The organism is Paenibacillus sinopodophylli (genome assembly GCF_005930355.1).
Classification (GTDB): domain Bacteria; phylum Bacillota; class Bacilli; order Paenibacillales; family Paenibacillaceae; genus Pristimantibacillus; species Pristimantibacillus sinopodophylli.
Genome location: NZ_VDBO01000004.1, coordinates 232055 through 258240, shown reverse-complemented (window position 1 = coordinate 258240; position 26186 = coordinate 232055). Strand labels below are relative to the sequence as shown.

Annotated in this window: 16 protein-coding genes; 14 read left to right on the top strand and 2 right to left on the bottom strand. The window is 45.8% G+C overall.

Translation table 11 applies throughout. The features are described 5' to 3' along the window. Positions 1–88: 88 nt before the first annotated feature. From FGT79_RS18270 to FGT79_RS18240, 7 genes are all read left to right on the top strand, one after another. Positions 89–919 carry an amidohydrolase family protein gene (locus FGT79_RS18270; protein WP_138754257.1) on the top strand — a complete coding sequence of 277 codons (831 nt, stop codon included), beginning with the start codon at positions 89–91 and terminating at the stop codon, positions 917–919. Then, positions 916–2415 carry a tagaturonate reductase gene (locus FGT79_RS18265; RefSeq protein WP_138754256.1) on the top strand — a complete coding sequence of 500 codons (1500 nt, stop codon included), beginning with the start codon at positions 916–918 and terminating at the stop codon, positions 2413–2415. The genes FGT79_RS18270 and FGT79_RS18265 overlap by 4 nt, the downstream gene beginning before the upstream one ends. Next, a complete protein-coding gene (locus tag FGT79_RS18260; protein ID WP_138754255.1) occupies positions 2408–3919 on the top strand; it encodes a UxaA family hydrolase in 1512 nt (503 codons plus the stop codon). The genes FGT79_RS18265 and FGT79_RS18260 overlap by 8 nt, the downstream gene beginning before the upstream one ends. A gap of 22 nt (positions 3920–3941) precedes the next feature. Further along, the gene (locus tag FGT79_RS18255; RefSeq protein WP_138754254.1) at positions 3942–4886 is read left to right on the top strand and encodes an aldo/keto reductase; all 945 of its coding nucleotides are present in this window, start codon (positions 3942–3944) and stop codon (positions 4884–4886) included. 15 nt (positions 4887–4901) lie between these two features. After that, the gene (locus FGT79_RS18250) at positions 4902–5921 is read left to right on the top strand and encodes a zinc-binding alcohol dehydrogenase family protein (protein ID WP_138754253.1); all 1020 of its coding nucleotides are present in this window, start codon (positions 4902–4904) and stop codon (positions 5919–5921) included. Between the two features lie 218 nt (positions 5922–6139). Next, positions 6140–8002 carry an ABC transporter ATP-binding protein gene (locus tag FGT79_RS18245; protein ID WP_138754252.1) on the top strand — a complete coding sequence of 621 codons (1863 nt, stop codon included), beginning with the start codon at positions 6140–6142 and terminating at the stop codon, positions 8000–8002. Further along, positions 7989–9698: an ABC transporter ATP-binding protein gene (locus FGT79_RS18240; RefSeq protein WP_171056312.1), complete on the top strand. Its 1710-nt coding sequence runs from the start codon at positions 7989–7991 to the stop codon at positions 9696–9698. The genes FGT79_RS18245 and FGT79_RS18240 overlap by 14 nt, the downstream gene beginning before the upstream one ends. Positions 9699–9763: 65 nt before the next feature. Here FGT79_RS18240 and FGT79_RS18235 read toward each other — a convergent pair whose 3' ends face one another. After that, entirely contained in the window at positions 9764–10051 is a 288-nt protein-coding gene (locus FGT79_RS18235; RefSeq protein WP_138754250.1) for a hypothetical protein, read from the bottom strand. A 325-nt stretch (positions 10052–10376) separates the two neighbouring features. Here FGT79_RS18235 and FGT79_RS18230 point away from each other — a divergent pair, with 325 nt between their 5' ends. Further along, positions 10377–10814 carry an SMI1/KNR4 family protein gene (locus tag FGT79_RS18230; protein WP_138754249.1) on the top strand — a complete coding sequence of 146 codons (438 nt, stop codon included), beginning with the start codon at positions 10377–10379 and terminating at the stop codon, positions 10812–10814. 386 nt (positions 10815–11200) lie between these two features. Further along, positions 11201–12115, top strand: a complete 915-nt coding sequence (locus tag FGT79_RS18225) for a TolB family protein (RefSeq protein ID WP_138754248.1) — start codon at positions 11201–11203, stop codon at positions 12113–12115. A gap of 282 nt (positions 12116–12397) precedes the next feature. Here the strand turns inward: FGT79_RS18225 and FGT79_RS18220 are convergent, their stop codons facing one another. Beyond that, a complete protein-coding gene (locus FGT79_RS18220; RefSeq protein ID WP_138754247.1) occupies positions 12398–13294 on the bottom strand; it encodes a helix-turn-helix transcriptional regulator in 897 nt (298 codons plus the stop codon). A 719-nt stretch (positions 13295–14013) separates the two neighbouring features. On the opposite strand from FGT79_RS18220, the gene FGT79_RS18215 reads away from it, so the two are divergent. The 5 genes from FGT79_RS18215 (at position 14014) to FGT79_RS18195 (ending at position 26105) form a co-directional block, all read left to right on the top strand. Next, positions 14014–15417: an ABC transporter substrate-binding protein gene (locus FGT79_RS18215; RefSeq protein WP_138754246.1), complete on the top strand. Its 1404-nt coding sequence runs from the start codon at positions 14014–14016 to the stop codon at positions 15415–15417. A gap of 72 nt (positions 15418–15489) precedes the next feature. Continuing rightward, entirely contained in the window at positions 15490–16413 is a 924-nt protein-coding gene (locus FGT79_RS18210) for a carbohydrate ABC transporter permease (protein WP_138754245.1), read from the top strand. Then, positions 16410–17279 carry a carbohydrate ABC transporter permease gene (locus tag FGT79_RS18205; protein WP_138754244.1) on the top strand — a complete coding sequence of 290 codons (870 nt, stop codon included), beginning with the start codon at positions 16410–16412 and terminating at the stop codon, positions 17277–17279. Before FGT79_RS18210 ends, FGT79_RS18205 begins: the two co-directional genes overlap by 4 nt. A gap of 36 nt (positions 17280–17315) precedes the next feature. Continuing rightward, positions 17316–24605 carry a DUF5695 domain-containing protein gene (locus FGT79_RS18200; protein ID WP_138754243.1) on the top strand — a complete coding sequence of 2430 codons (7290 nt, stop codon included), beginning with the start codon at positions 17316–17318 and terminating at the stop codon, positions 24603–24605. 1002 nt (positions 24606–25607) lie between these two features. After that, positions 25608–26105: an Imm26 family immunity protein gene (locus FGT79_RS18195; protein WP_138754242.1), complete on the top strand. Its 498-nt coding sequence runs from the start codon at positions 25608–25610 to the stop codon at positions 26103–26105. Positions 26106–26186 lie beyond the last annotated feature (81 nt).

Below are 26186 nucleotides of genomic sequence, written 5' to 3'. Positions count from 1 at the left end.
AAATATGCGCTAATAGCATATTTCAGACCTCCATTTTGTTTTTTATAATAAAGAGGAACTTAATTCGGCTGGAAATGAGGCGGAAGCGATGAGATTGGATGCGCATCAGCATTATTGGAGCATAGAACGTGGGGATTACGGATGGATTACGCCAGAAATACCAGTGCTGTACAGGGATTTTTTGCCCCAGCACCTGGAACCTCTTTTAGATAAGCATCAGTTGGACGGAACGATTGTGGTACAAGCGGCGGCGACACTGGCGGAGACGGATTTTTTGCTCGCTTTAAGCGAGAATGAGCCTTCCATTGTAGGCGTTGTAGCATGGCTGGACGTAACGGACCCCCATTATCGGAAGCATTATGAGCGATTCGCGCAGCATCCTAAGTTTGTCGGCTTTCGCTTAATGATTCAGGAGATGGCAGACGCGAGCGAGATCGTATTACCGCCTTATGTGGAAGCGCTCACTTTTTTTGCGGAGAAGATGGTGCCAGTCGATTTGCTGGTCGTATCGCATCAGCTAGAACCGCTTGTTCAACTGCTTGAGCTTGTTCCAGGCTTGCACGCGGTTATTGACCATATCGCGAAGCCGCGAATCAAGGACGGTGTGCTGGAGCCATGGAAAACGCAGATGGCTCAGCTCGCAGCTCATTCGAATATATATTGCAAATTGTCCGGCATGGTAACCGAAGCCGATCATGAGCATTGGAAGCCAGCGGAGTTTAGACCCTATATCGAGCATGTGCTGGAAGTGTTCGGCAGCGAGCGAGTGATGTATGGCAGCGACTGGCCCGTCAGTTTGCTGGCGGCAAGCTATGATGAGGTCGTTGAAGTGGTCGAACAGGCATTGCCGCAGAGCTGGACGGCAGCGGAGAGAGAGCGGCTATTCGGACTAAATGCGAAGGAGTTTTACCGAATATGACGACATTAGGGCAAGGCCGGTTAAACGACGAGCAGGCACGTATATACGATGAGATGAAGCAAGAGAAAATAAAGGTGCTGCAGATTGGCGAAGGTAATTTTCTACGCGGCTTCTTCGATTGGATGATTCAGGAGTGCAAGAAACAGGGCTTGTACGAGGGAAGTGTTGCTGTGACGCAGCCGCGTCCCGGCGGCAAACCCAAAATCGATGCGCTCGCCAGCCAAGAAGGGCTGTATACGTTGGTTATTCGAGGCTTGGAGAACGGGCAAAGCATCCAGCGTCATGACATCATATCGGTATTCGGCAGCGTGTTCGACCCCTATTCGGAGTGGGATAGCTTTCTTGGATTGGCTGAGAGCCCTGATCTACAGGTTGTCGTATCCAATACGACTGAAGCTGGGCTCGTGTACCGTCCGGAAACGCTTGTGGAAGGACAGCCGATTCTATCCTTTCCCGGCAAGCTGACCGCACTGCTTTATCGCAGGTTCGTACATTTCGGCGGAGATCCGGAGCGCGGCTTAATCTGCCTGCCTTGCGAGCTGCTTGAGCGCAACGGCGATGAGCTGCGCAGCTGTATTCTGCGCTATAGCGATGATTACGGATACCCTGAGGCGTTCAAGGAATGGGTGATGCAGCACAACCGATTCTTGAACTCGCTTGTGGACCGAATTGTGACAGGCTACCCAGAGCAGTCTCAGGCAGAGGCTTGGTTTAGCGAATGGGGCTATACGGATTCAATGCTGACGACTGCTGAGCCTTATCACTTGTGGGCGATTGAAGGGGAGCAGGAGCTTGAAGCGGTGCTGCCGCTGCAGAAGGCTGGCTTGAACGTTCATTGGGTAGCGGATTTGAAGCCGTTCCAGCTGCGCAAGGTTCGCATTCTGAATGGTGCGCACACACTGATGACGCCGCTTGGCCTGCTTCATGATGTTGAGCAGGTACGAGAAGCAATGGAGCATGCCGTGCTCGGGCCGCTGGTTCGCAATACGGTGGAGCTGGAGATTATTCCAGCACTGACGGAGATTGACCCGAATGAGCTGGAGGCATATGCGGGCGATGTATATGAGCGATTCTTGAATCCGTTTATCCGCCATAGGCTTGCCGATATCGCTATGAATAGCTTGAGCAAATTCAAGGTGCGGCTGCTTCCATCGCTGCAGTATTACGCTGAAGCTGGAAACAACGTGCCAAGCGGTCTTGTTGCTGGATTGGCTGGATTGCTGCGTTATTACAAAGTGAAACATACGGTAGATGGATATGCGGGGTTAACCTTGAGCGGAGCTTCTTATATCGTACGGGATGATGCTGGTTTGCTGGATAGTATTGCGAACGTATGGGCCGAGGCGGAGGAGCAGAGTTGGACGCTTGTGCAGACAACTGCAGTTCTGCTTGGATTAACGAGCGTCTGGGGGCGCGACCTATCTGTGGATTGGCCGGCCTTGGCTGCGGCTGTTAGTGCGGAAATAACAGAAATGGAGCGACAAGCCAATGAATAGCTGGGTTCGATTGCATGAGCAGGACCACGTCGTGATAGCGCTGCAGTCTTTTGCCAAAGGGGATAAGCTGTCGCTTGAGAACGGAATAGAGCTTGAAGTGCAGGATGAGGTGCCTAAGGGTCATAAGGTGCTGGCGAGAGCAGTAGCCGCTGGTGAGCATGTACTCAAGTTCGGCTACTCGATCGGGGTAGCTAAAGAAGCTATCAAGCCGGGCAGTTGGGTGCATACGCATAATATGGGGACGGGCTTGAAGGGATTTCTGGACTACACGTATGAGCAGCATGCGGAGGATGAGGACAAGGACGAGCCGAAGGGCGCTTCGCTCGATGCAGGCCGCACCTTCCAAGGCTTCGTTCGCGAGAACGGTGATGTTGGAATTCGTAATGAAATTTGGATTATAAATACGGTCGGCTGCATTAACAAAACGTGCGAAATCGTAGCACGCAAAGCCCATGCGCTTTATGAGGGGCGAGTGGAAGGCGTATTCCACTTCGCCCATCCTTTCGGCTGCTCCCAGCTCGGCGATGATCTTGTTCATACACAGAAGCTGCTCGCATCGCTGGTGAATCATCCAAATGCGGCAGGCGTGCTCGTTATTGGGCTTGGCTGCGAGAACAATCAGATTGATGCGTTCAAACAAGCGATCGGCGAGCATAGCTCGGAGCGGGTGAAGTTCATAAAGTCGCAGGAGGCGGAGGATGAGATCGAGGAAGCGCTTGAGCTTGTTGAGCAGCTTGTCGGTTATGCAGAGCGCTTCAAGCGCGAGCCGGTTCCAGTATCCAAGCTCAAGCTTGGCCTGAAATGCGGCGGATCCGATGGCTTGTCAGGCATAACGGCTAACCCGTTAGTCGGCGCAGTATCCGACCGACTCATTGAAGCGGGAGGCACGGCGATTCTAACAGAGGTGCCAGAAATGTTCGGAGCGGAGACGATTCTAATGAGCCGCGCTGCGGATGAGCAGGTTTTTGACAAAATCGTTCATTTGATTAATGATTTCAAGCAATATTTCATTAAGCACGATCAGGAAATATATGAGAACCCTTCACCAGGCAATAAGGCAGGCGGTATTAGTACGCTTGAAGAGAAGTCGCTGGGCTGTACGCAGAAGGGCGGCCATGCAATCGTTCAGGATGTCGTAGCTTACGGTGAGCGTATAAGCAGCAGCGGGCTTAATTTATTGGAAGCACCGGGCAATGACCTTGTGTCCGTTACGGCGTTGTCTGCAGGAGGCGCTCATATCGTATTGTTCACGACTGGAAGGGGCACGCCGTTCGGAGGGCCTGTACCAACCGTCAAGATTGCGACGAACAGTGAGCTTGCGGGACGCAAGAAAAATTGGATTGACTTTAATGCGGGCCAATTGCTGGAGGGCAAAAGCATGGAGATGCTTACGGATGAGCTGTGGGAGCAGTTGATTCGATTGGCCTCGGGCGAGATTCAGACGAATAATGAGCGTAACGGCTTTAAGGAAATTGCAATTTTCAAGGATGGGGTCATTCTATAAACGTATATAGGGGTGTATGCTGGTGAAATATCGGAAGCTTGGGAAGACGGGGCTGGAGGTGTCGGTGCTTAGCTTCGGTGCTTCATCGCTGGGGTCCGTCTTTAGAGAGACAAATAAAGCGGAGAGCGTGCGAACCGTGCATGAGGCCGTTGATAGGGGCATTAATCTAATCGATGTGTCGCCTTATTATGGACTGACGAAGGCAGAGACGGTGCTGGGCAAGGCGATATCTGAAATTTCGCGCGAACGGTTCATTCTATCGACGAAAGCTGGGCGCTATGGCGCAGATACATTCGATTTCTCCGAGGAGCGCATCATTCGCAGCGTTGATGAAAGCTTGCAGCGGCTGCAGACGGATTACATTGATATTTTGTTCCTGCATGATATTGAATTTGTACCTTTCGAGCAAGTGGCAGAGGGTGCATTCCTTGCACTGGATAAGCTTAAGCATTCAGGCAAGATTCGCTTCAAAGGTGTATCAGGACTTCCACTCTCCGTATTCGAGAAATCGCTGGCGTATACAGAGCTGGACGCTGTGCTGTCCTACTGTCACTATGCGCTGAATGATACGTCCTTGCTCGACATTGTGCCGCTGCTGGAGCAGAAGCAAGTCGGGCTAGTGAACGCTTCACCGCTGTCAATGGGACTGCTCGGCAATCGTGCGCTTGCAGACTGGCATCCCGCAGGGGAGCAAATTCGCTCTGTATGCAAGCAGGCTGTTGATTACTGTGCAGCACAAGGAGCTGATATAACGAAGCTTGCGGTGCAATTCGCTACAATGAACGAGAGTATACCGACGACGCTGGTAAGTACAGCTAATCCCGATAACATTTGCAAAAATATAGAATGGACGGACGAAGCAATTGACGAGGATCTGTTGTCTGACGTGCTCGCCATTCTTGAACCGATACGTAACCGAAGCTGGATCAGCGGGCTGCAAGAATACAATACGAGCGTGTTCGTATAAAGGGAGAGCTAACTTGTGAAAGCGATAGTATGTGAACAGGTAGACCAGCTTCAACTGATCGAACAGGATGCGCCGGTGCTGCTTCCGGGAACAGCGCTTGTCCGAATGCGCCGAATCGGAATTTGCGGTACCGATCTTCATGCCTATAAGGGAAATCAGCCGTTCTTCGTTTATCCGCGCGTCCTTGGGCATGAGCTCGCAGGAATCGTAGAGCAGGTGGATGGTCAGCAGAACGGTATCCGAATTCAGCCAGGTGACCAAGTGAGTGTCATTCCCTATATACATTGCGGCGAATGTATAGCGTGTCGTTATGGGAAAACGAATTGCTGCACGGATATGAAAGTAATGGGCGTGCATATTGACGGAGGCATGCGCGAGCTGATTGTCGTTCCACTCACACATCTTCTCGTTACGAATGAGCTGACGCTCGATCAGACAGCCGTACTCGAGCCGCTTAGCATTGGCGCACACGCCGTTAGGCGCGCAGAGGTTCGCGCTGGCGAAACCGTGCTTGTCATTGGATCAGGTCCAATTGGCCTTGGCGTTATGGCATTCGCGAAGCACCGCGGAGCACGCGTGATCGCTATGGACATTCAAGACGAGCGGCTTGCTTTCTGCAAACGATGGGCGAAGGTGGATGAAACAGTGAATGCGCTGGAGAACGCGAAGGAGCAGCTTGCACAGCTGACAAATGATGAGTTTCCAACTGTTGTATTCGACGCTACTGGCAATGCACGGTCCATGCAGGATGCGTTTGGGTTTGTCGCGCATGGCGGGAAGCTGGTGTACGTAGGATTGGTCAAAGCTGATCTAGCCTTTAATGATCCTGAATTCCATAAGCGGGAAATGACGCTGCTCGGCAGCCGCAACGCTACGATGGAGGACTTCGCAGCTGTGCAACAAGCGGTAAGCAGCGGCAGTATCGATGTGGAGAGCTACATTACCCATCGTGTACCTTTTGCAGAGATGGTTGATGCATTCGAGGGCTGGCTGAAGCCTGAATCGAAGGTCATTAAAGCGATGGTAGAGCTATAGTCAATGTTATAATAGAGAGTCCGGCTAAGGGAGGGTCTTCCTCTGGTCGGGCTTTCTGCGCGTTCAAGTATAAGGAATAATACGCGTAATGGTAGAAAACTTTTTTAAGTGAGCAATACATTGACAAAAAAGGTAGGACGGAATTATGATTGTTAGCTAAATGGGATAATTTGGATGGGTAATTAATCGTTTAAGAAGCAGTCAAGGGGGAACAAGCGATGCCAAAAACAGAGAAGCAAGCGGAGGAAGACCGGAGTATGAGTAAGAAAAGTGACCAGTCACGAAAGCAGGCAGCTAAACATGAGCGGAAGGCTGAGCAGGATGAATCCGGACGTTCCTATGTATGGGCGCTGCGGTTTCTGCTGCCGTATAAGAAGCAGATAGCTGCACTTGCGGCATGCGGCACAATGGCGGTAATTGGCGAGACATTAACGCCAAAAATGATTCAATATGTCATCGACCATGTCGTACCAGACAGGGACACATCATTGTTTATTACGATTTTGGCTGCGCTTACCGTCATCAATCTGCTCATGCTCGTCGCCAAAAACTATCGAAATCTGCTGCAGCGAACGATTGGAGAGCTTGCCTCCAGGGATATGCAGACAGCGATCTTCAAGCATTTGCGCAGGCTCGGCTTCGCGCATTATGAGCGGCATCCGGCAGGAGAGACGCTGTCGATGTTCAATTCCGAGGTGGCATCCGTTCAGAAAATATACCGTAACGTCTTGCCGAGCGTCATCGAGAATCTGCTGTTTATTATGGTAGCAGCTGTTATGCTGCTCAGCATCAGCGGCTGGTTATGCCTCATCATGCTGCCAACCTTTGGACTCTATTATTTGTTCGGCCCTTACTTCGAGCGTAAGGCAGCGATATTCGGCAGGAAGTCCGGCCAAGGCCGCATTGACTATAACCAAGCGGTGTACGAGAGTATCTCCGGTCTGCGTGAATTCCGCGCCTTCGGCTCCCAGCCTTGGTACCATGAGCGTACGCTTGGCAAGCATAAAGGCTGGGCACATGATTACCTGCTGGCGGCAACATACAGCTTCGGACGAGGAAGCTTCAGGCGGTTTACCTTTTATCTAGGAGCGATTGCCTTATTCATTGCCGGCTACTACTCCTTGCAGAATAATTGGATCACTCTTGGCGGATTCATCGCCTTCACCCTTCTCTACATGACGACGATGTTCCGGCTTACTCTGCTCGTTACGCAGCTTACGGAGCAGAAGCTGATCATCCATCAGACGATTCCGTTATACCGTTTCATGCATAAAGATGTGGAAATCGACGATCCGGCGGAAGCAATCCTACTGGATGAGGTGCATGGTGGATTGACATTTGAGGATGTTTGCTTCGAATATCCAGAGCAGCCTTCGGTCATTAACGGCTTCTCACTCATCATCAAGCCAGGCGAGAAGGTAGCTTTCGTAGGAGCGAGCGGCAACGGCAAGACGACGATGTTCAAAATGATCGGCCGTTTCTATGATCCAACGTTTGGCGTAATTAAGCTTGACGGCGTTCCGATCAGGCAACTGACGCTTGAGCGGCTGCGCGAGTCTATTGGGTATGTCTTCCAAGAGACGTATTTGTTCGGTTCCTCCGTGAAGGAGAACATTCGCTTCGGCAAGCCAGAGGCGAGTCACGAGGAAGTGATAGCGGCGGCGAAGGCTGCATACGCGCATGATTTCATTATGCAGCTGCCAGAGGGCTACGATACGCTTGTCGGCGAACGCGGCATGAAGCTGTCCGGCGGACAGAAGCAGCGCATTGCGATCGCGCGCATGTTCGTCAAACAGCCAGCTATAATTTTGCTCGATGAGGCGACCTCCTCCTTGGATAATGTAAGCGAACACGAAGTGCAGCGAGCGCTTGATGAGGTGCTTGTGGGACGAACGACGATTGCGATTGCGCACCGACTGTCAACCGTCAAGCATTTCGACCGCATTGTTGTTATTCATGGGGGCCGAGTGGCCGAATCCGGCAGCTATGATGAGCTTATGGCTGCTCAAGGCCTGCTCTATGAGCTGGAATTGGGGCAATTGGAAGCGCAGGAAGGAAGAGTTGCACATGAAGTATCTTAAAATCTTTTGGTCGAACTCGGTTATGCTGAGGGGCACTTATTTGCTTGTACTGCTCTACCTCGCGCTGGAATCGCTGTCCAACTATACGCTGGTCTACGTGCAAAAAATATTAATCGATGATGTGTTTACGCAAGGGAAGTATGAGCTGCTGCCGATCGTCATTGGCGTATTCGGACTGGCGGGTCTTGTCTATTCACTCATGTTCACGATGACGAGCCGCAGCTTGGTTCGCAATGAGTTCGCAGTAAGCCGATCGCTGCTTACCCGAATGCTGAAGCGACTTGAGGGCGTTCCGATCGAGCGCTTCCAGCAGGAGCGTACGGGCAAATACGTGTATTCATTCACACAGGATTTGTTCATATCTGCAAGTGTTATGGGGTGGCAAATTCCGCGCGGCATGCAGGATATACTGAATCTTTGCATTCTGATGATCATTATCGGGCTTGCTAGTCCAACGCTTTTACTTATCATTGTGTTGCTGTGCACCGTTTACGTACTTATCGGTGTTTATTTCACGCCTAAGCTGAAGGCGCAGGCGAAGCAGGTGGCAGAGAAACGGACGGCATTGCTCATCCAAATCGAGGAGGGTGTGTCTTCAACCCGCGAGGTCGTTGCCTATCACCGATTGAAATGGGAAGAAAAGCTGTACAACAAAATGTTTTCCGACTATTTCGACCAAGTGATGGTGGAAGGGAAGCTTGTGAATCGCCAAATTCGTTACAGTGATCCGATGAAGTGGGGCATGGGCATTCTAGTACTCGGATACTGCGGCATACAGCTTATGAATGAACAGATGTCAATCGGGACATTTGTCATTCTCTTTCAATTCTCGACGCAAATGGCGGATGCGTTCTACAATATTTTTCAGTTCTTCATGGGCATGTCTTCTCAACTGGCGAATGTGGACCGGGTGCAGCGTGTTCTAGAGCTAGAGCAGCACGAGCTGGGAACTGAGCGTGTTGAAGGCATGATCAAGCAGCTATCGTTCGAGCAGACCAGCTTCCGTTATTCTGCTGAGCTGCCGGAGGTCATTCGTGGATTCTCGGCCGAGCTTCCGATTGGTCAGAAGATTGCTTTCGTTGGCACAAGCGGCGGCGGGAAGTCCACGATTGCACAGCTGCTGGTACGCTTCTTCGATATATCGATCGGACAGTTCAAGCTGAACGAAAAGGATGTTCATAGCTATTCTCGTGATCAATGGGCGAGTAAGGTATCCATCGTGTTCCAAGATCCGTATATGTTCTCGGATACGATTGCTGAGAACTTGATGCTTGGCAGAGACGGCGTTACTACTGTGGATATCGAGGAAGCTTGCCGGATCGCACAGATTCATGATTTCATACTCGGACTTCCAGAGGGGTATGCAACGAATATCGGCGAGCGGGGCATTAAGCTGTCTGGGGGTCAGCGTCAGCGTATTGCGATAGCGCGGGCTATCGTCACCAATCCGGAAATATTAGTGCTGGACGAGGCGACCTCCGCTCTCGATCTTGAGACGGAACGCCAACTGCTCGCGGCGCTTGAAGCGCGGCGTGAAGGGCTGACGACGATCATGATCGCACACAGGCTGTCTACCATCGAGAATGCGGATGTGATCTTTGTTATGGACCAAGGTACGCTGGCTGAATCGGGTACGCATCAGCAGTTGCTAGCGGAAGGACGCGTGTATCAGCAGTTGTTGATGGCGCAGCATTAAGAGGAGAGATGAGAGTATGTGGGGGAGTGACAAAAGCGCCGGGCTTCCCTGACCGACGCTTTTGCTTATTTCCTTCTATATTGCTTTTCCCATGTGTTAATGATCTCAGCTTCAGTCAGAAGTTGTTCGGGCAGCCATGTAGATGTCTGCCATTCTTTTATTGCTTGTTGACGGGTTTTGAAAAAACGATAGTCGCAAATATTCCAAGAACAATAGATTTTCCGATACCATTTGCCATTCTGAACATTCTCAGAGTAACGGCGTACCGCTTTGGCTGCTTGACGTTTACTCCAGCGAGTTCCTGGTGAAGTGTGGTCTGTCCATGCGGGGGATTTCTTTATGCTTCTGCTCATTTGATTGTCTAACCTCCTTGGGGGAAGCTAGAGGCCGTCTAATTTCTTCATATTTCACCTCATCCTGAGATTGATTTCTTCGAATATATAAACGCTAAGGTTGTAGGGAAGTTGCAGGGTATTGGTAATAAGATGAATCATAGAAAAGTCATGTTTCAATTTTCAAGTAATTGTTTTGAAATAGTTGCATAGTAGAAGGTGCGAGATTAGTTCTTCAAGCGAAAGCTGTTTAGTAATAGTAAGATTAAGTAGAGAAGATTTTGAGATTATATTGGAATTATATACCGAAAAAGTAACGTTAGCGGAGCTTTAAAAAGGAGGTTATATGAAGCAATTAGTACAAAATCTAATTGATCTGAAGTTAGCAGAAAAAGAAGAGTTAATGGGTTGTAGTCTTCAAAAAATCGAGAAGCTCGAACAATTATTAGATGTAAAACTACCTGCATGTTATCGCGAGTTTTTGTTATTAATGGGAGCAAGTGCAGGTAGATTATTTGTTGGAACAGATATATTTATAAATCAGATATGTCATTTAAGAAAAGAAGCTGAAAAATTGTTAAAAGAAAACAATGTAAAATACATTCTTAAGACGGATTCCGTTGTATTTTCTATGCACCAAGGTTACGAGTTCAACTTTTTTCATATCTCTGATGGAGATAATCCACCTATTTATCAATATGTAGAAGGTAATGATATTCCATTACTTTGTTGGAGTAACATTAGAGATTATATTAATGAGGAAATTGAAAATATATTAAAGTAGTAATGATATTAATAATGGTAAGAAACTCAACGAATTACATAGATCTAATTGTAAGTATAAATTTATAGAATGGCCCAAAATGTCATGGGGCTGATTTATTTATACATTGCAAGAACATATTGCGAACAAGGAGAAGAACACAGTGAAAATAACAATGCGATATCAAAAAATTATATTAGTGTTGTTATGTTTTAACCTATGCATGGGATGTTCAAGTGGTCCGAAATCCATATAATATAGCAATTCCGCTCAGTCAGGTGGGACACTGTTATTCCTTTTTATAGTGAATAATTTCCATGGTTTTGAGTTGGAAGTTCATTTTCTGAATTTTTGATTACAAAAAGATCGGAAGTTCATGTAATGCTAGAAGGTAAACTCATATTTTATTGGATAGTAATTTATTATTTGCTGAGAATGAGGTGTTTGAGACGAAGAAAGGTTATATCATTACATTGTTTTTACTAGTTACTGTATTAGTTTTAGTCGGTATTATATTTTTCTCCATGCGTCCTCAAAAAATACAAGGATTATCTGGTGTTATTGTGTTGTCTAATCCTGATTTCGAAAGAAACAATGGAAAAGGATTATTGGTTTATGATCTACTTACTGAAAATACACGGATAGTTGGTAATGATAAATATAGGCATATCATTTCAGCAAATAATAATCGTAAAGACGTCTATACAGTTATGGACCGTCAACATGTTATTATGGATGTTGATCTAGATGTATTTAGTAGCTTTAATGTGTTGACCAATGCTCCTGTAGGATCAGTTCATTTTAATAAGACATCCGTGCAATCGGGTGTCAGCTTCATTTTTAATAATGAGTTACAAATTAATACGTCGAAACAGATACTTAAGTCAATCACTCTGCCGTATACCAAAAATTCAATCAACAAATTAGCAGGATATAGCTGGTCAATTGACGGGAAAACGCTCCTCTACAGTAATAGTGATAGCATATATAAGTATGAAATTGAAAAAAATCAATCTGAAAAATTGTTTAAAGGGAAGTATCCTGGTTTTTCTCCAGATAATAAGTATATGTTCTACAGCTCAGATCGAAATACTTTTGTCGTGAGAAGTTTAGAAACGGGAACTGAATGGACATATTCTGGTATCCATTCATATCCTCAGTTTTCACCGGATGGAAAGTACGTGGCATTCCAAATCCAAAGTAAGAAAATACTCGCAAAAGGTAGAGATCTAATTGTATGGGAATATGAAGCTGGGAAAAAGCAGACAATTATTCAGGATATTGTTTTGGACAACTCGGGGCAGTTTATTTGGATACCATAATAGGATGGTTTAGACAAACTATAGAGTTTCGGAAGTGCTAATGCGAACTGAAGTTACAAGGATTAGAGAGATTGTTGAGTGGCTGTGATATAAGATCAAGTAACGATAAGTGCGAAGGCCAAAGTATAGCAAAAAACTTATCAAATAGACAAAAGAAAAAAAACAGTGCAGCAGCGCACACCAATATTAAATCGGTGTGTGCTGCTTTATTTTGGATTGAAATTTTCTATTATTTCATACCAATTACTAGGTGCTCAGTATAGCGTGGAGTTTTTTGTATATTCAATTCACAAACCCAAAATGCTTCTTCTTCCGAAAGTTTGCTGGAGAGCTGCCTTGTTTATTGGTGAAAACAGAGGAGAAATAGGCAGCAGTGCTAAATCCTAATTCATCGGCGATTCGGGCAATGGACCAGTCGGTTTGGAAGAGAAGTTTTTTGGCTTGCTCGATTCGATATTGCAGCAAGTAATCAATTGGGGTGACTCCATAGACCAGTAACATGCATTTGGCCAAGTAGTTGGGATGGTAATTAAATTCGGCTTTAAGCATGGAATTGGTAATCTTTGAGGTGTAGTTTTGACGAATGAATAATTCTACTTTTTCAGCGAGCTGTATGGCAGTTGAATTGACTGAATTGACAGATTCATGATTAATATTTTGCATGAAGGTTTGGAAGGCTGTTTGTTTCCTCCAATTGCGAAGCGAACGCGGATCCTTATCTAGAGAATGAAACTGAGTAAGATCGTTCATGGATTGGCTCGACAGCTTGAATTTCTTTGGTATGAAAATCGAGTTAACTTCACAATGGTTGAGGTACGCTTGCTGTTTATGTTTTTCAAATAGAGCAATTTGATTCTCATAGCAATCGCTGATGCTTTTCATTTCATCCCAAGCTCCGAATGTTTGGAAATGAATCCACGTTATATCTGTTTCTTCTTCGCAGGGAGCCGTACCAAAGTGATACGCATCGGGTCGTAAAATAATGGCTTCATCTTTGCATAACGTCCACTCATTATCATTTTCTCCTATGTGCAACTTGCCCCTGGTGACGATTATAATATCAAACACACTAATGGAATAACGGCTGACATGCCGTTCTCCCTGCAAGAAAGTACGTTTCCCATTATCAATAAAATAAGGAATTGGTGGAGTTACAAAATGCATGATGATATCAGACATAACGATCCCCTTCACTTTACATCGTAATAGTGGTTTTTCAATTTGGTTATCAATTGGTTTCGTTAGCGCGATATTCATGTTTTTACAATGGTGAAATAACATAAGATTATTATAAAATTTAAACGTTTCACAAAAAAACATTCTTTGTGTGTGGAATTGTTCAATCATGGAGTAAATCATAGACCTTTATATCAAAATAACACAATAGTTGACACTTTTCAAACAGAAAAATAAAGGTTGGAATTTCGAAAATAGAGGTTGAAATAATCGTATTATAATGTAAACGATCGGTGATACAATGAAGTAAGCGTTTTCTATTGGCATAAAGAGAATACGGCTTAACTATTACTATGCAACCATTAAGTTAAACGATTAATCAAATGCAATAAATGCCTTCAAAGGGAGGTGCCATAACGAATATAGTTAGCGAAGTGATTAGTCTATGGTTGAGATATCAAAAGAACAGGTTGAAATATCTTATTGCGTTTCGTGATTGCTTATGGCACAATCTGGTTGTAATCGTTTCTAAACGTTTAACTTATCGCCTGTATGCTCTCTCGTGATTGAGTTAAATGGATAGATACAAGGTGAAGTGGCTGTCGCCGTTCTTTGGCGGTGCGGCACGTTTCATTCAGAGAAATATAGAGAATGGATGGTGAGATCATATCCGTTCCTATATTTTAAAAAAGGAAGCAAACATTGAAGGGAGAGCGGGGTCAATGAAAACAGGCAAGAAACTTGGGGTAGGTCTTATCGCAGCTGCATTGGCAATGAGTGCCATTGGATGCGCGAACAATGGAGGTAACGGAGGCAACACAGCGTCACCGGAATCGAATGCTACGAATACACCTGCGGATACTAAGACAGAGAAGGTTAAGATTACGTATTCAATGTGGGGAAGCGCGGCAGAAGGAAGTACGACACAGGCGGTAGCGGACAAGTTTAATGCTTCGCAGGATCGAATCGAAGTAGAAGTGCAAGCGATTCCATGGGAAAACTACATGACAAAATTGAATACGCTTGCAACGGCAGGTCAGTTGCCTGATACAGGGATGCTGCAGGAAGGCGGCGTCATCCAATGGTCGTCCGAAGGCATGCTGAATGATGTAAGCGCTATGTATGAGGGAAGCGACAGCAAGCCGCTGGACAGCTTGGCTTACAAGCATCAAGGAAATACGGTTGCTTATGCAGCTGCCAATGAAATTCTCCTACTTTATTACAACAAAGATATGTTCGATAAAGCGAATGTGCCCTACCCTCCAGCTGCTCTAGATCAAGCATGGACATGGGATGAATTCGTAGCGACGTCGAAGAAACTGACGATCGACAAGAATGGTAAACACCCGGATGAGGATGGCTTTGATTCACAAAGCATCGTTCAGTACGGAGCTTCCATCGAAAATCTTTCGTGGCAGCTCGAAGCTTGGACGCTCAGCAATGGCGGAGGTTTCTATTCCGAGGATGGCACAGAGGTTAGAATCGGTGAAGATGCTAGCGTTGAAGCGATTCAGAGGGTTGCCGATCTGTACTTAAAGGATCATGTCGCTCCGTTGTCCGTCGGACAGACCGATGATGGTATTCAGCGCACAATCATTGCTGGTACTGTCGCTATGGCAACGAATGGTCAATGGAACATAGGAACAAGCTTGAATACGGCCAAAGAAGAGGGGCTTAAATATGGCGTAGCTGTATTGCCTTACTTGAAGGATAAGGTCACCCTTAATACTGGGGGCGCCAATGTTGTATTCTCCCAGTCCAAACACCCGGAAGAAGCAATGGAATGGCTGAAATGGTACACATCTGAAGAAAACAACTGGGCGCTTATTTCATCGGGTATTTGGATGCCGACTCTAGATAAGTGGTACACGGACGAAACGTTTACTCGCAAATGGGTAGAAAATCCTAACTTCCCGCCTTACGAGGAATACAAATCGGCAGTAGTCGATTATGCACAATCCGATGCTGCGAGGCCGGCTGCGTGGTTCTATACGAACTACACAACAGACTTTAACACGTTGCTAGGATCGGTGCTAGGCGATGTCTGGACCGGCAAGACGACTGCCAAAGAAGCGATCTCCAAAAATCTCGATGCTTTGAAAGCAGCTCATGCAGGCAATAAATAAAAGATAGAAGGGATGACCGCTAGCGCTGCGACGGTGGCGGTCATCCTTTATTCATAAGGAGTGGGGCAAGATATGGAAACCGTTAATAAACTGCCGAAGCGCCGTTCCCGTTTTCATTCAAGCGAGGCGCGAGTTGCTTATATATGTTTGATACCTGCTTTTTTTGGATTAGTTTTTCTAACGTATTTACCTCTTCTCGGCGTGCTCGGAATCAGTCTCACGAATTGGACGGGGTTGAAACCCCCTGAGTTCATCGGAATTGAGAATTATATCAAACTATTTACTACCGATCCTTATATCAAGGATTCTATTATCACGACGATCTATTTTGCAGTATTATCGGTAATCGGAAGCATGATCTATTCCCTTTTTATTGCTATGATGCTGAACCGTAAAATTCCAGCTAGAAGTTTTTTTAGAGCGGTCTTTTATATCCCGTATGTTTTGCCAGCTGTAGCAATCTACGTTGGATGGTCTTGGCTTTACGAGGGGAATTTCGGATTTTTCAACTATCTTCTCTCTGAGATCGGGTTGAATAAAATTCTCTTTATCGCCGATTCGAGCTTTGTTGTCCCTTCTCTGTCATTGATTTCAGTTTGGCTTGCGGGGAACTTGATCGTTATTTTTTTGGCAGGGCTTCAGAATGTTCCGAATGTATACCATGAAGCTGCCGAGATGGATGGCGCGAACAGTTGGCAACGATTCCTGCATATCACTTTGCCATGTATGACACCAATTATTTTCTACAACTTATTGATGAGCTTGATTGCTAACCTTCAAGTTGTAACGCCAGCGCTTGCGTTAACCAATGGCGGTCCAGGGAATTCTACCCGGTTTTTGACTTATCTGATGTATGATCAAGCATTCGTAAATTACAAGCTCGGCTATGCTTGCGCTACTACTTTAATTATATTTGCAATTCTTGCTGGCTTTACTCTTGTTTTATTTAAGACATCTAACCGGTGGATTTACAATGAAGGAGGCGAAGATAAATGAGCGAAGTCGCATATGGCAGACTGAAAAGTAAGAAACGCAGAACCAGAACGATGAACATGATAACGTTAGTCGCCGTTGTGTTTTTTGCTATTTTGGCGCTCTTCCCGATTTGGTGGATATTTCGCACGTCTCTTATGACGAATGCCGAGATCTACAGATATCCGCCAGCACTAATCCCAGGCAACTGGTTGTTTTCCAATTATGAGAAAACGCTAGAAATATTTAAATTTTGGAAATACCTGTGGAACACGATGCTCATTATAGTTCCCTCCTGCTTAGCCGGAACATTCACGGCAACGTTGTGTGGATATGCTTTTGCAAGGCTGCGGTTTCGAGGAAAAAACTTGATATGGTCACTTTGCATCGGTTCCATGCTGCTGCCTGCCATGGTTACGCTTATTCCGCTATATATCGGCTGGACGCGAGGCTTAGGAGTCAGTGACAGCTATTGGCCGTTAATTCTACCGTATTTCTGCGGTGGCGGTGCATTCAATATCTTCTTGATCCGCCAGTTCATCATGTCTATACCGAGAGAGCTCGATCAAGCAGCAACGATTGACGGTGCCGGATATTTCCAAATCTTATTCAGCATTATTATGCCAGCGATCAGGCCCGCTATGATCGTCGTCGCGTTGTTTATCTTCATCGGATTATGGAATGACCTGCTCCAGCAGATGATTTATATTAATTCAAGTGATAAATATACGATCGCATTAGGGCTAACCAACTTTAGAGGTCAACTAAAGAGCGACTGGTCGATGACGATGGCAGCAACATGCTTGTCCTTTGCTCCAGGTGTCATTTTCTATCTCATTGGTCAAAAGTATTTTGTAGAGGGCATCACGCTTACCGGATTGAAAAATTAGTTCGGACAAGGATAACTACGCAATCAGGAGGTTGTTATGAAAACGATTACAAAAAGGTTTATGTCACTGGCGATCGCGTTCCTATTGTTTTTTCAGATTTTACCGCTTAGTACGGGAGCGAAGGTAGCTGCAGCAGCAGATGACATCACCAATGCCAGCCTTTCTGCAAAAATTGGTGATTTAGGACAGATTGAAGAGCTGTATATCAAAAATAACCCTGTAAATCGAAACGGCACTCCTATCAATTTTGTTTTGCCTAATAACACGTCTCCGCAGAACAATGTTCAGCATCAATGGATGGGCGAGATGCTTTTTTCTTACCGCACAGGCGATAATGAACAATTCCCTGTAAGCAGGGATGGTTTCGTAGAAGTAGATACAAACAAAACGCTTGCAGCAGGCGGTTCAACAACCTATTCCAATATCAATCCTGATAACCAATTTTTCGAGAGAACGGTATCCACGGTGGGCAAGAAAGTAGAGGTAAACTTTATTGGTCAGGATCTGAACTCCACAACGAATCGGGCGATGAAAGGTTTTGATGTGAAGTCTGTGTTCGACATGGAGACGGATGACGGTTCCATGTTATGGGAAATAACCTTGAAAAACAAAAGCGGCAAATACATGGAATTCGGCGATATTGGATTGCCGATGCCTTGGAATAATAAATATCGATCAGTATCGGATACGTATGACAACCGTTTAACCATACATAACTTTGCTGGGGCGGACAGCGGTTATTCCTATGCCATCCGGACCAGCGGAGAAGGAAATTATATGCTGTTTACCCCGGTGACGGAAAGCGGCGCGCGTATCGAATATGTGGATTACTGGATGCAGGAAGAGGGCGAGCTGCGTACGGGGCAGACATTTGCCAACTGGACCGGCGACAGCGGCGGTTGGTTTCCTGGGCTTAATGTACTTTATATCCACTCCAAGGATATACAGAAAACGGGTCGCGGTTATTTTACCGATGCATCCAGCCTAGTTTTGGGACCGAATGAGGAAAAAACATACCAGTTTAAATTTTCGGCGGTACGCGCTGGTGACAACTCGCCGCAGGATAGTGCCCAAAGCGCTAATAACGCTTCCACTTCCGTGGAAGAGCGTGAGAAAAACCTTCGCTCTATTTTGTACAAATCTGGCATGATTGACGCAGTAGCGGTACCTGGCTTCCAGACTGCTATTAATATGCCGACTAAGCTGGCTCTGCATTATGATGACAGCAAAATTAAAGTAACGTCGATCGATATTTTATCTGTTCACGAGAATGACCCTTATGATGAAGCGCATATCCCGAATATCAAGCCAGGCAGGCAGAGAAGTGATATGGTCAACAATTCTCGCACAGGTCGCGGACTTGCTGACTCGAATCCGGGATACGCCAAAGCCTATCAATTTTTGGAAACTAAGATTGTAGATGGCGAACAGCACCACATTTATTCACTCGAGTTTGGCGATCTGGGCAATAACAGCGTCCGTGTCGAATACGAGCTGAAGGTTGGTGATGAGTGGGTTAATAAATTTACGCAATATGAATTCAATGTATTGGCTGAGCTTGATGAAACGATGAGAACCCATACTGAATTTATGGTGGAAAAAACGCAGGACAAGAACCCGCAAAGTCCTACCTACGGAAACTACTTTGACTGGTATCTTAAGGATGGTCTTGACACCAACATCAACCATTGGGGTGATGACTGGGGTCATGATAATATCAACTCCATAACGATGAAGAACTTTTTGGCACCAAATCCTGATGAAATTCAATCGATAGAAAATTATCTCATTGATTTTATGTGGGAACGCTTTATGAAGCATACGCAGGACGATTTTATTGTTGCGAATTGGCTTAAAGATTCGGGCTCGTATACGGATAAGGACAAGCCTTATACACGAGAGTTCTCCGAAATCATGGAAGCAACTGGATTTTTCAACATGTATCGGATTCAAAAGGCGTATCCTCATCTGATCGAGTACCGCGAATCGCCGCAATATTATCTGGAAAAGGCTTATGGTATTTACTATAACCGAATCTCCAGTGGAGCAATCGGATACTATGGCGAACAGCAGATCCCGGATATGATCGAGGCGTTGAAAGAAGAGGGCATGCAGACAGAGTTTGAGAATCTGAAGCGAAAGTTCGCCCTAGATAAGGGACGCAATATGACATTCGCAGCTTATCCTTACGGCTCGGAATTTGAGTATGACAATACCGGTGAAGAAGGAGCCTATGCAGCCGCTAAGGCGCTGCGCACATACTACCCTCAGGATGGACAGGCAGCAGCGGCTGAGAAAAGCATGGAAATGGCTGACTGGAAAACGCGTGCTATGCGCGGTATTCAGCCAACCTGGTACCATTATTCTGTACCTGTATTCCGTGGTGGAGAAGGCTGGTGGAACTTCCAATATACAGCTTCTTTAGCGGGCTATATTATGGATGACTGGATTCGCTATCAGGATAGTGGCAGGACCGCAGCTCAGACTGCGATCGCGCAGCAACGCAACTATGCGGCGAAGATTTCGAACTTTAATGCGATTAATATGGGTCAAATTTCTGCACAGTCTGTAGGCAGCACTTCTTGGAGATATTCCATGTACAAGGGTGGAACCGGTACCAAAGACGTATTCGATGGTGGTTCCCGTGTAATGAATAACGGCTGGAACGATTTCTCCGGTGAAGCCGATGAGGGTATTTACGGCTCTCTATTAAGCATCAGCTCGGACATTGTTACCGATCCGGTGTTTGGACTATTCGGTTATGGGGCGCTAGTTGCTGACAATGGAAGCAGCTACGAGATCACGCCTAAGGATGGTTTCGGCAAGCGGATTAACTTAATTGACGAAAAAATATATGTCGTTTCTCAAAATGAAAAAATTGAAAGCGCTAATATTCAAAAAGACGGCAAGCTATTTCAATTTACGCTTAAGAATCTGGATAAAAAAGAGCATGCTTCGAGAATTGCTATTGACGGAGCGGGATTGGAAAATGGTTATTATGCAATCAAGCTGAATAATGAAGAAGCTGGACAGTTCTATGTACGAAATAATAAGGGGCTTGCTCGGTTCCAAATGAACAGTGACCTGACAGCGCAGTTGACCATTGAAAAGCTAGACTCAGGCGAGAATGAAGCTCCGCAGGTTACTGCAGAGACAGCGACGCAGAACCCACAGGCACTCATTCCATTTATACTGAATGGTATTGTGAGTGATGACGGCGCGCCAGACGGAACGCTGACTTACCAGTGGGAAGTGATCAGCACGCCGCAAGGCGGCAAGCTTAGCTTCGCCTATCCAAAGGCAAGCATTACACAGGCTGTCGGTACAAAGGAAGGCTCCTATACAGTAAGACTGAGCGCTAATGATGGGCAGCTCAGCGGTTCTGATGAACTTACCTTCCAGTTGTCGGCTCCGCCGGAGAAACAGCCTCCGCAGATTAGCGAAGTGACTGCCGCTCAAGACGGAACGAATGAAAGCATTGTAGTCTTGTCCGGAACGGCAATTCCGGATCCTATTCACAGTGCGGAATTTGAGCCCGACATGACATACGTGTGGACCGTCAAGGAGAAGCCGAATGGTGCAGGTGATATCTCGATTGTCGCTGGAGTAGAGGCGACCGCATATGCGCGTGTAAGCAAGGCTGGCACCTATGTATTCACGCTTACGGCTGCCGATGAAGGCAAGTCGACAAGCAGGGATGTAACGATTGTCATTGAAGCAGATACCGAGGATGCTTATCGGGCAATCAATACCGTGACACGCAAAGGAACGGCTCCGTCACTTCCGTCAGTCATGAAGATTCTGTTCAATGATGGGTATAGAGATAGCGCGATTGTATGGAATGCTATTGATCCAGCGAGCTATGAAACGAACGGCACCTTTGAAGCAAGCGGTAAAGTGACAGGCAGCGAGCTAGAGGTTCGCGCCACTGTATTTGTCGTGAGCGTACCGCTTCAGAACGCTGCGTTGACAGCGAAGCCTACTGCCAGCTTCTCCGGTGGTGACGGGTATCCCGAGGCGATGAATAACGGCATTGAGCCGAAAAATTCAAGAGATTTCTCAGCCTCTCGTACAGCTCCGAACAGCGCATGGCACAACTGGGGAAGAGAAGGGGATCCGTCATGGGTCACCTATGAATGGCTGCAGCCACTCCTTGCCTCTTCGATGGATGTGTACGTCTTCCAAGACGGTGGAGGAAACTTCCGTCCTAAGGACATGCAGCTCAAGCTTCGCGATGAGAACGGGGTGTGGTATACGCCAAGAGCGATTAACGGACTTGGGAATGAAATAGACAAGTACAATACAACCACTTTCGAGCCCGCATATATTACAGGCGTCCGTATAGACATGAGGCCTACTGCAAGCGGGACTGGTATTTTGGAGTGGAAGGTATACGGCTATACGGGAACGGTTGACAAGTCAGAACTGATTAGCACGTATAATTATGTCAACGCTTTGAACGCTTCAAACTTTATCGATCAAGGTCTAGCGCCAATTAATGAGGCGAAGGCGAACGCAACAGCTGTCATTCAAAAAATGAATGCGACAGAAGAGGAAGTTGTTCAGGCGCTTGATAAGCTGCTGACAGATCTGAAGCTGCTTCGTCCGCGTGATAACAATATGGCGTTCTTGGCTCGCGTATCCGCTAGCTATACTTCTCCTTGGGAGAGTGTGGGCGCTGTGAATGACGGCAGAAAAGCAGAAGCCAATATCCCGCATTGGGGGACGTGGGGGAATGCAGGAGCTGCGGAATGGGTGCAATATGAATGGCCGCAGGGCGTCACAATCAATAGCACAAACTTGGTGCTATGGTCAGATGCAGGCGGTATATTAGCACCTACGAAATACGAGTATTCTTATATTCCAATGAATAGCACGACAAATGAATGGGTGACTGCGAGAACCATTACCGAAGGCATCACCTTAGTGAATAACACGCCTGTGGGTTCCTCCAACCTAGTTGAATTCGATTCGTCGCTGAAAGTGAAAGCGCTGCGGGTGACGATGACAAAGCAATCAGCGGGAAGCGGAGTTGGTGTTGGCTTATGGGAATGGGAAGTGCTTAAGTCAGATGCCATTCAGGAGCAGGAAGCACCGACAACACCGACCGCTGTTGCCCCGTCATCTGTAAACGGCAACGACGGTAAGATTATAGGTGTGACATCGGAAATGGAGTACCGCAAGGAAGGCACGGAAGAGTATACCGCAATTACAGGCGCTGAAATTACAGGTCTGAGCGCTGGAAAATATTTGGTTCGGTATATGAAAACTGCTTCTCTGACTGCGAGTCCAGATAAGGAAGTTATCATTCTGGAAGGGCAGAAGCAGGATCAGTCAGCGCCGGAACCAAGTGAATGGACGATTACAGATGCTAATTCTGATACTCAAACAAACGGGAAGATAGAAGGCGTAAGTGATTCGATGGAATACCGGACGCTGGGCGATGAGAACTACGTGCGCGTCAATGGCACGAGTATTGAGAATTTGGAGCCTGGCAGCTATCAAATCCGATACGCAGCAACAGACGAACTACATGCAAGTCAGCCGGTAACCGTGGAGATTCGTAATGAAGCGAAGGCAGATCAGGATGCACCAAACGCAGATGAGCTGGTCGTTACACCGGCTACAATAGCTGGCGGAAGCGATGGGAAGATCGATAACGTGACTGCCGATATGGAATATCGGAAGGCAGGTGGCGGCGCGTATACTGCGGTAAGTGGAAGCAGCATTGATTACCTTGAAGCAGGCCGCTATGAAATACGTTACGCGGCGACAGAAACCGAGAATCCAAGCCCTGTGATTATCGTTATCGTTCCTGACGGAAACAAGCAGGAACAGAATCCACCATCCGGTACAGTGGTCATAGGTGTCGATGTCAGCGTGAACGGCGCTAGGGATGGGAAGATTACAGGCGTGGATTCCACGATGGAATACCAGAAGCAAGGATCTGATTCGAGCGACTGGACAGCCATCACAGGTGTAGAGATTGTGGGTCTTGATGAGGGAGTTTATTATGTAAGATATAAGGGAACTGCAGCTCACAATGCGAGTGTTTCTCTGACGGTCATCATAAGCCATCCTAACACCCCGTCTCCGACGTCAACACCTGTGCAGACTCCAGTGACTCATAAGGTTGAGGGAGATACGATCAAGGTTGTTGCGCCAAAGGTGGATAAAGTGACTGGCATAGCAAAATCAGAATCCATTAGACAGGAAGACATCCGTAAAGCGCTGGATAACGCGAAAGCAGACAGCAACGGTGTACGGACTGTAAGAGTGGAATTACCGAAAACAGAGGGGGCAAGCGCATATGTCGTCGAGCTTCCCAAAACGGCACTAATTTCGGATAAAGGTGATGTGAAGGTAGAGGTTGATACACAATTCGGAACAATAGTTGTGCCTGCAAACTTGCTGAATCAATCAGCAACAGATGCTAAGAGTGTAGAGCTGACGATTGGGAATGCTGACACGTCTCTGTTTGATTCTGAAACGCAAGGAGACATAGGTAGCAGACCTGTTATTAAATGGGGAGTTAACATCGGTGGAGCAGCAGGAGAAGCCAATTTCTTGCAAGCTCCGGTGGAGATTAGGTTACCTTACACAGCTACTGCTGATGAACTGGAAGATTTAGATTACCTTGTTGTTTGGCATATCGATGCAAATGGAAAGCCTGTGCAAATAAAGAATGTGAAATACGATGTAGCTGATAAAGCCATGGTATTCACAACGAGTGAGATAGGACACTATGCAGTTGCTTACAGCAAGAAAAGCTTCGACGACGTCATAAAAGATTCATGGTACAAAAAAGCAGTTGAGATGATGGCGTCCAAGCGATTTATAGACGGCACATCGGCTACTGACTTTAGTCCTAGCAACAAAGTGACAAGAGCTGAGTACTTGGCATGGCTTGTAAGAACGATGGAGCTTACAGCGGAATTCGATTCGAACTTCAGTGATGTCGAGGAATCAAGCAAGTACTATGATGAAATCGGAATAGCCAAAGCTCTCGGTATAACCGTAGGCTACAAAGGCCAGTTCAATTCTGAAGCTGAATTGACAAGGCAGGATATGGCTATGCTGACGATAAGTGCATTACAGGCAGCAAACAAAACATTGCTGAACGGTACTGTTGAAGAGCTCGGCAAGTTTGCGGATGCCAAAGAATTAGCAGCCTACGCAGCGGATGATGTGGCTGCAATGGTTAAGATGGGCTTCGTTAACGGGCGGGGGAATAATGTCCTGAGTCCTAAAGGTTCAACGACTAGAGCAGAGGCTGCACAAATATTGTTTAACATTTATTCGCATCAATGGTCATCGTCGCAATAAGTTCTTAAAATGAAAATGGTACGGAAAACTTCGCGTTTTCCGTACCATTTTTTTGTGTGTTCACTATGGTCGCTATCAACAATAAAGTAGTAGAATTATCGTATGAACCAATTCAAGTTGATACGGCATCTATCTACTGTATTTAGAAAAGAGGTTGGTGTTGAGCTGGTTAAATGTGCTGAGAAATGCAAGCGAAATTAATGACCATGTTAAGTGAACTTGGTGTAATTATTGAGATAATGTACAATCTAATAAGCAAACAAATTGAAAGTATTACTAAAAAATATGGCACTTAAAATAAGGGGATATTATAGTAATCATTCTTATAATAAAGGCAATTTGTCATTTTCGAAGATATAAAGAATAGTTGACCAGGTTTTTAATTTGGGGGAGTATTTGTAGAGCAAGAAAAAAAGTTAAATGAGATTTTTAAGAGTGATGCTGAGCGAGCATTAGACTATTATGGAGGAAAAGAACAAGGCCGTGAGCTAGACGTTGGTTATATTTCTAAGTGGATTGGCCGCAGAACGCTCAGTATTCAGCATATAGGATCAACCTACATAAAAGATGGAGCTTACCCTGTTACTATTTTTTTTCAATGAATATGAACGTAAGGACTGGAAAGAGATTGTTGTTGAAGGATATGGTGAAAATAGATGATGATTGGATTGAGATGCTAAGGAACTCGAAGTATGTTCCGTATAATTCTGAATTATATGTTGAGTCTGAAGCAAGGGCGGAATTAAGGCAATATTCCAATGTTGAGTTGATTGCTTACTTGAATAAATCTGACGAAGTCAGTGATTAGAATGAACTGCGCGTATTACATGGAGCAATGTAATAACTAATCTTGAAGATTAAGGTGTGCTAGATATTTTTTTATCAACGTGGCCAAATGGATTAGAAAAGCCTATCTGGTAAGATCTGAAAGGATCATTGTTATATAGTGCTATGAATGAAATGAAGGATGATTAGCGGATTAATTCAGGAGTGTGAATAGGTATGAACGAATTTAATGAGCTTTTTGTTCTAAAGAAAAGTAGAAAGAAACCACAAGAAGGCGATGTATTTCTAATTCAGCCGTTGAGGGATACTTATTACTATGGGAAAGTAATAAAAACGAATATTGTAAGCACGAATCCATTTTTGAATGGATGGAATCTGATCTATTTATATAGGGAATCCGTTGTTATCAGAGACAATCATTTTTATGATTTATTAGATACTCATAATTTGCTTCTTCCTCCAATTGTGACAAACCATAAAGGTTGGTACGATGGATATTTTGAAACAGTAGGATTTGAACGTATAAGCAGTGAAGAAAAGAACTTGAGTTATGGTTTTATAGACAAAAGTAAAGATAAGAATAAGATTAGAAATGAAGAAGGTTTAGAATTACATAGTCGGCCAGAGCATATTTCTGGCTATGGTCTTGTAAGTTACGGGGGTATAGGAAGGGCAATTCATAGATTGCTGAATGATGAAGATCATTTGATGTAAATCATGTAAACCATATGCGAGATCTCCTTCATGTGCTTCATCTATCAAATAAAAAACGGTCTACACCTAGTAAAATAGGGT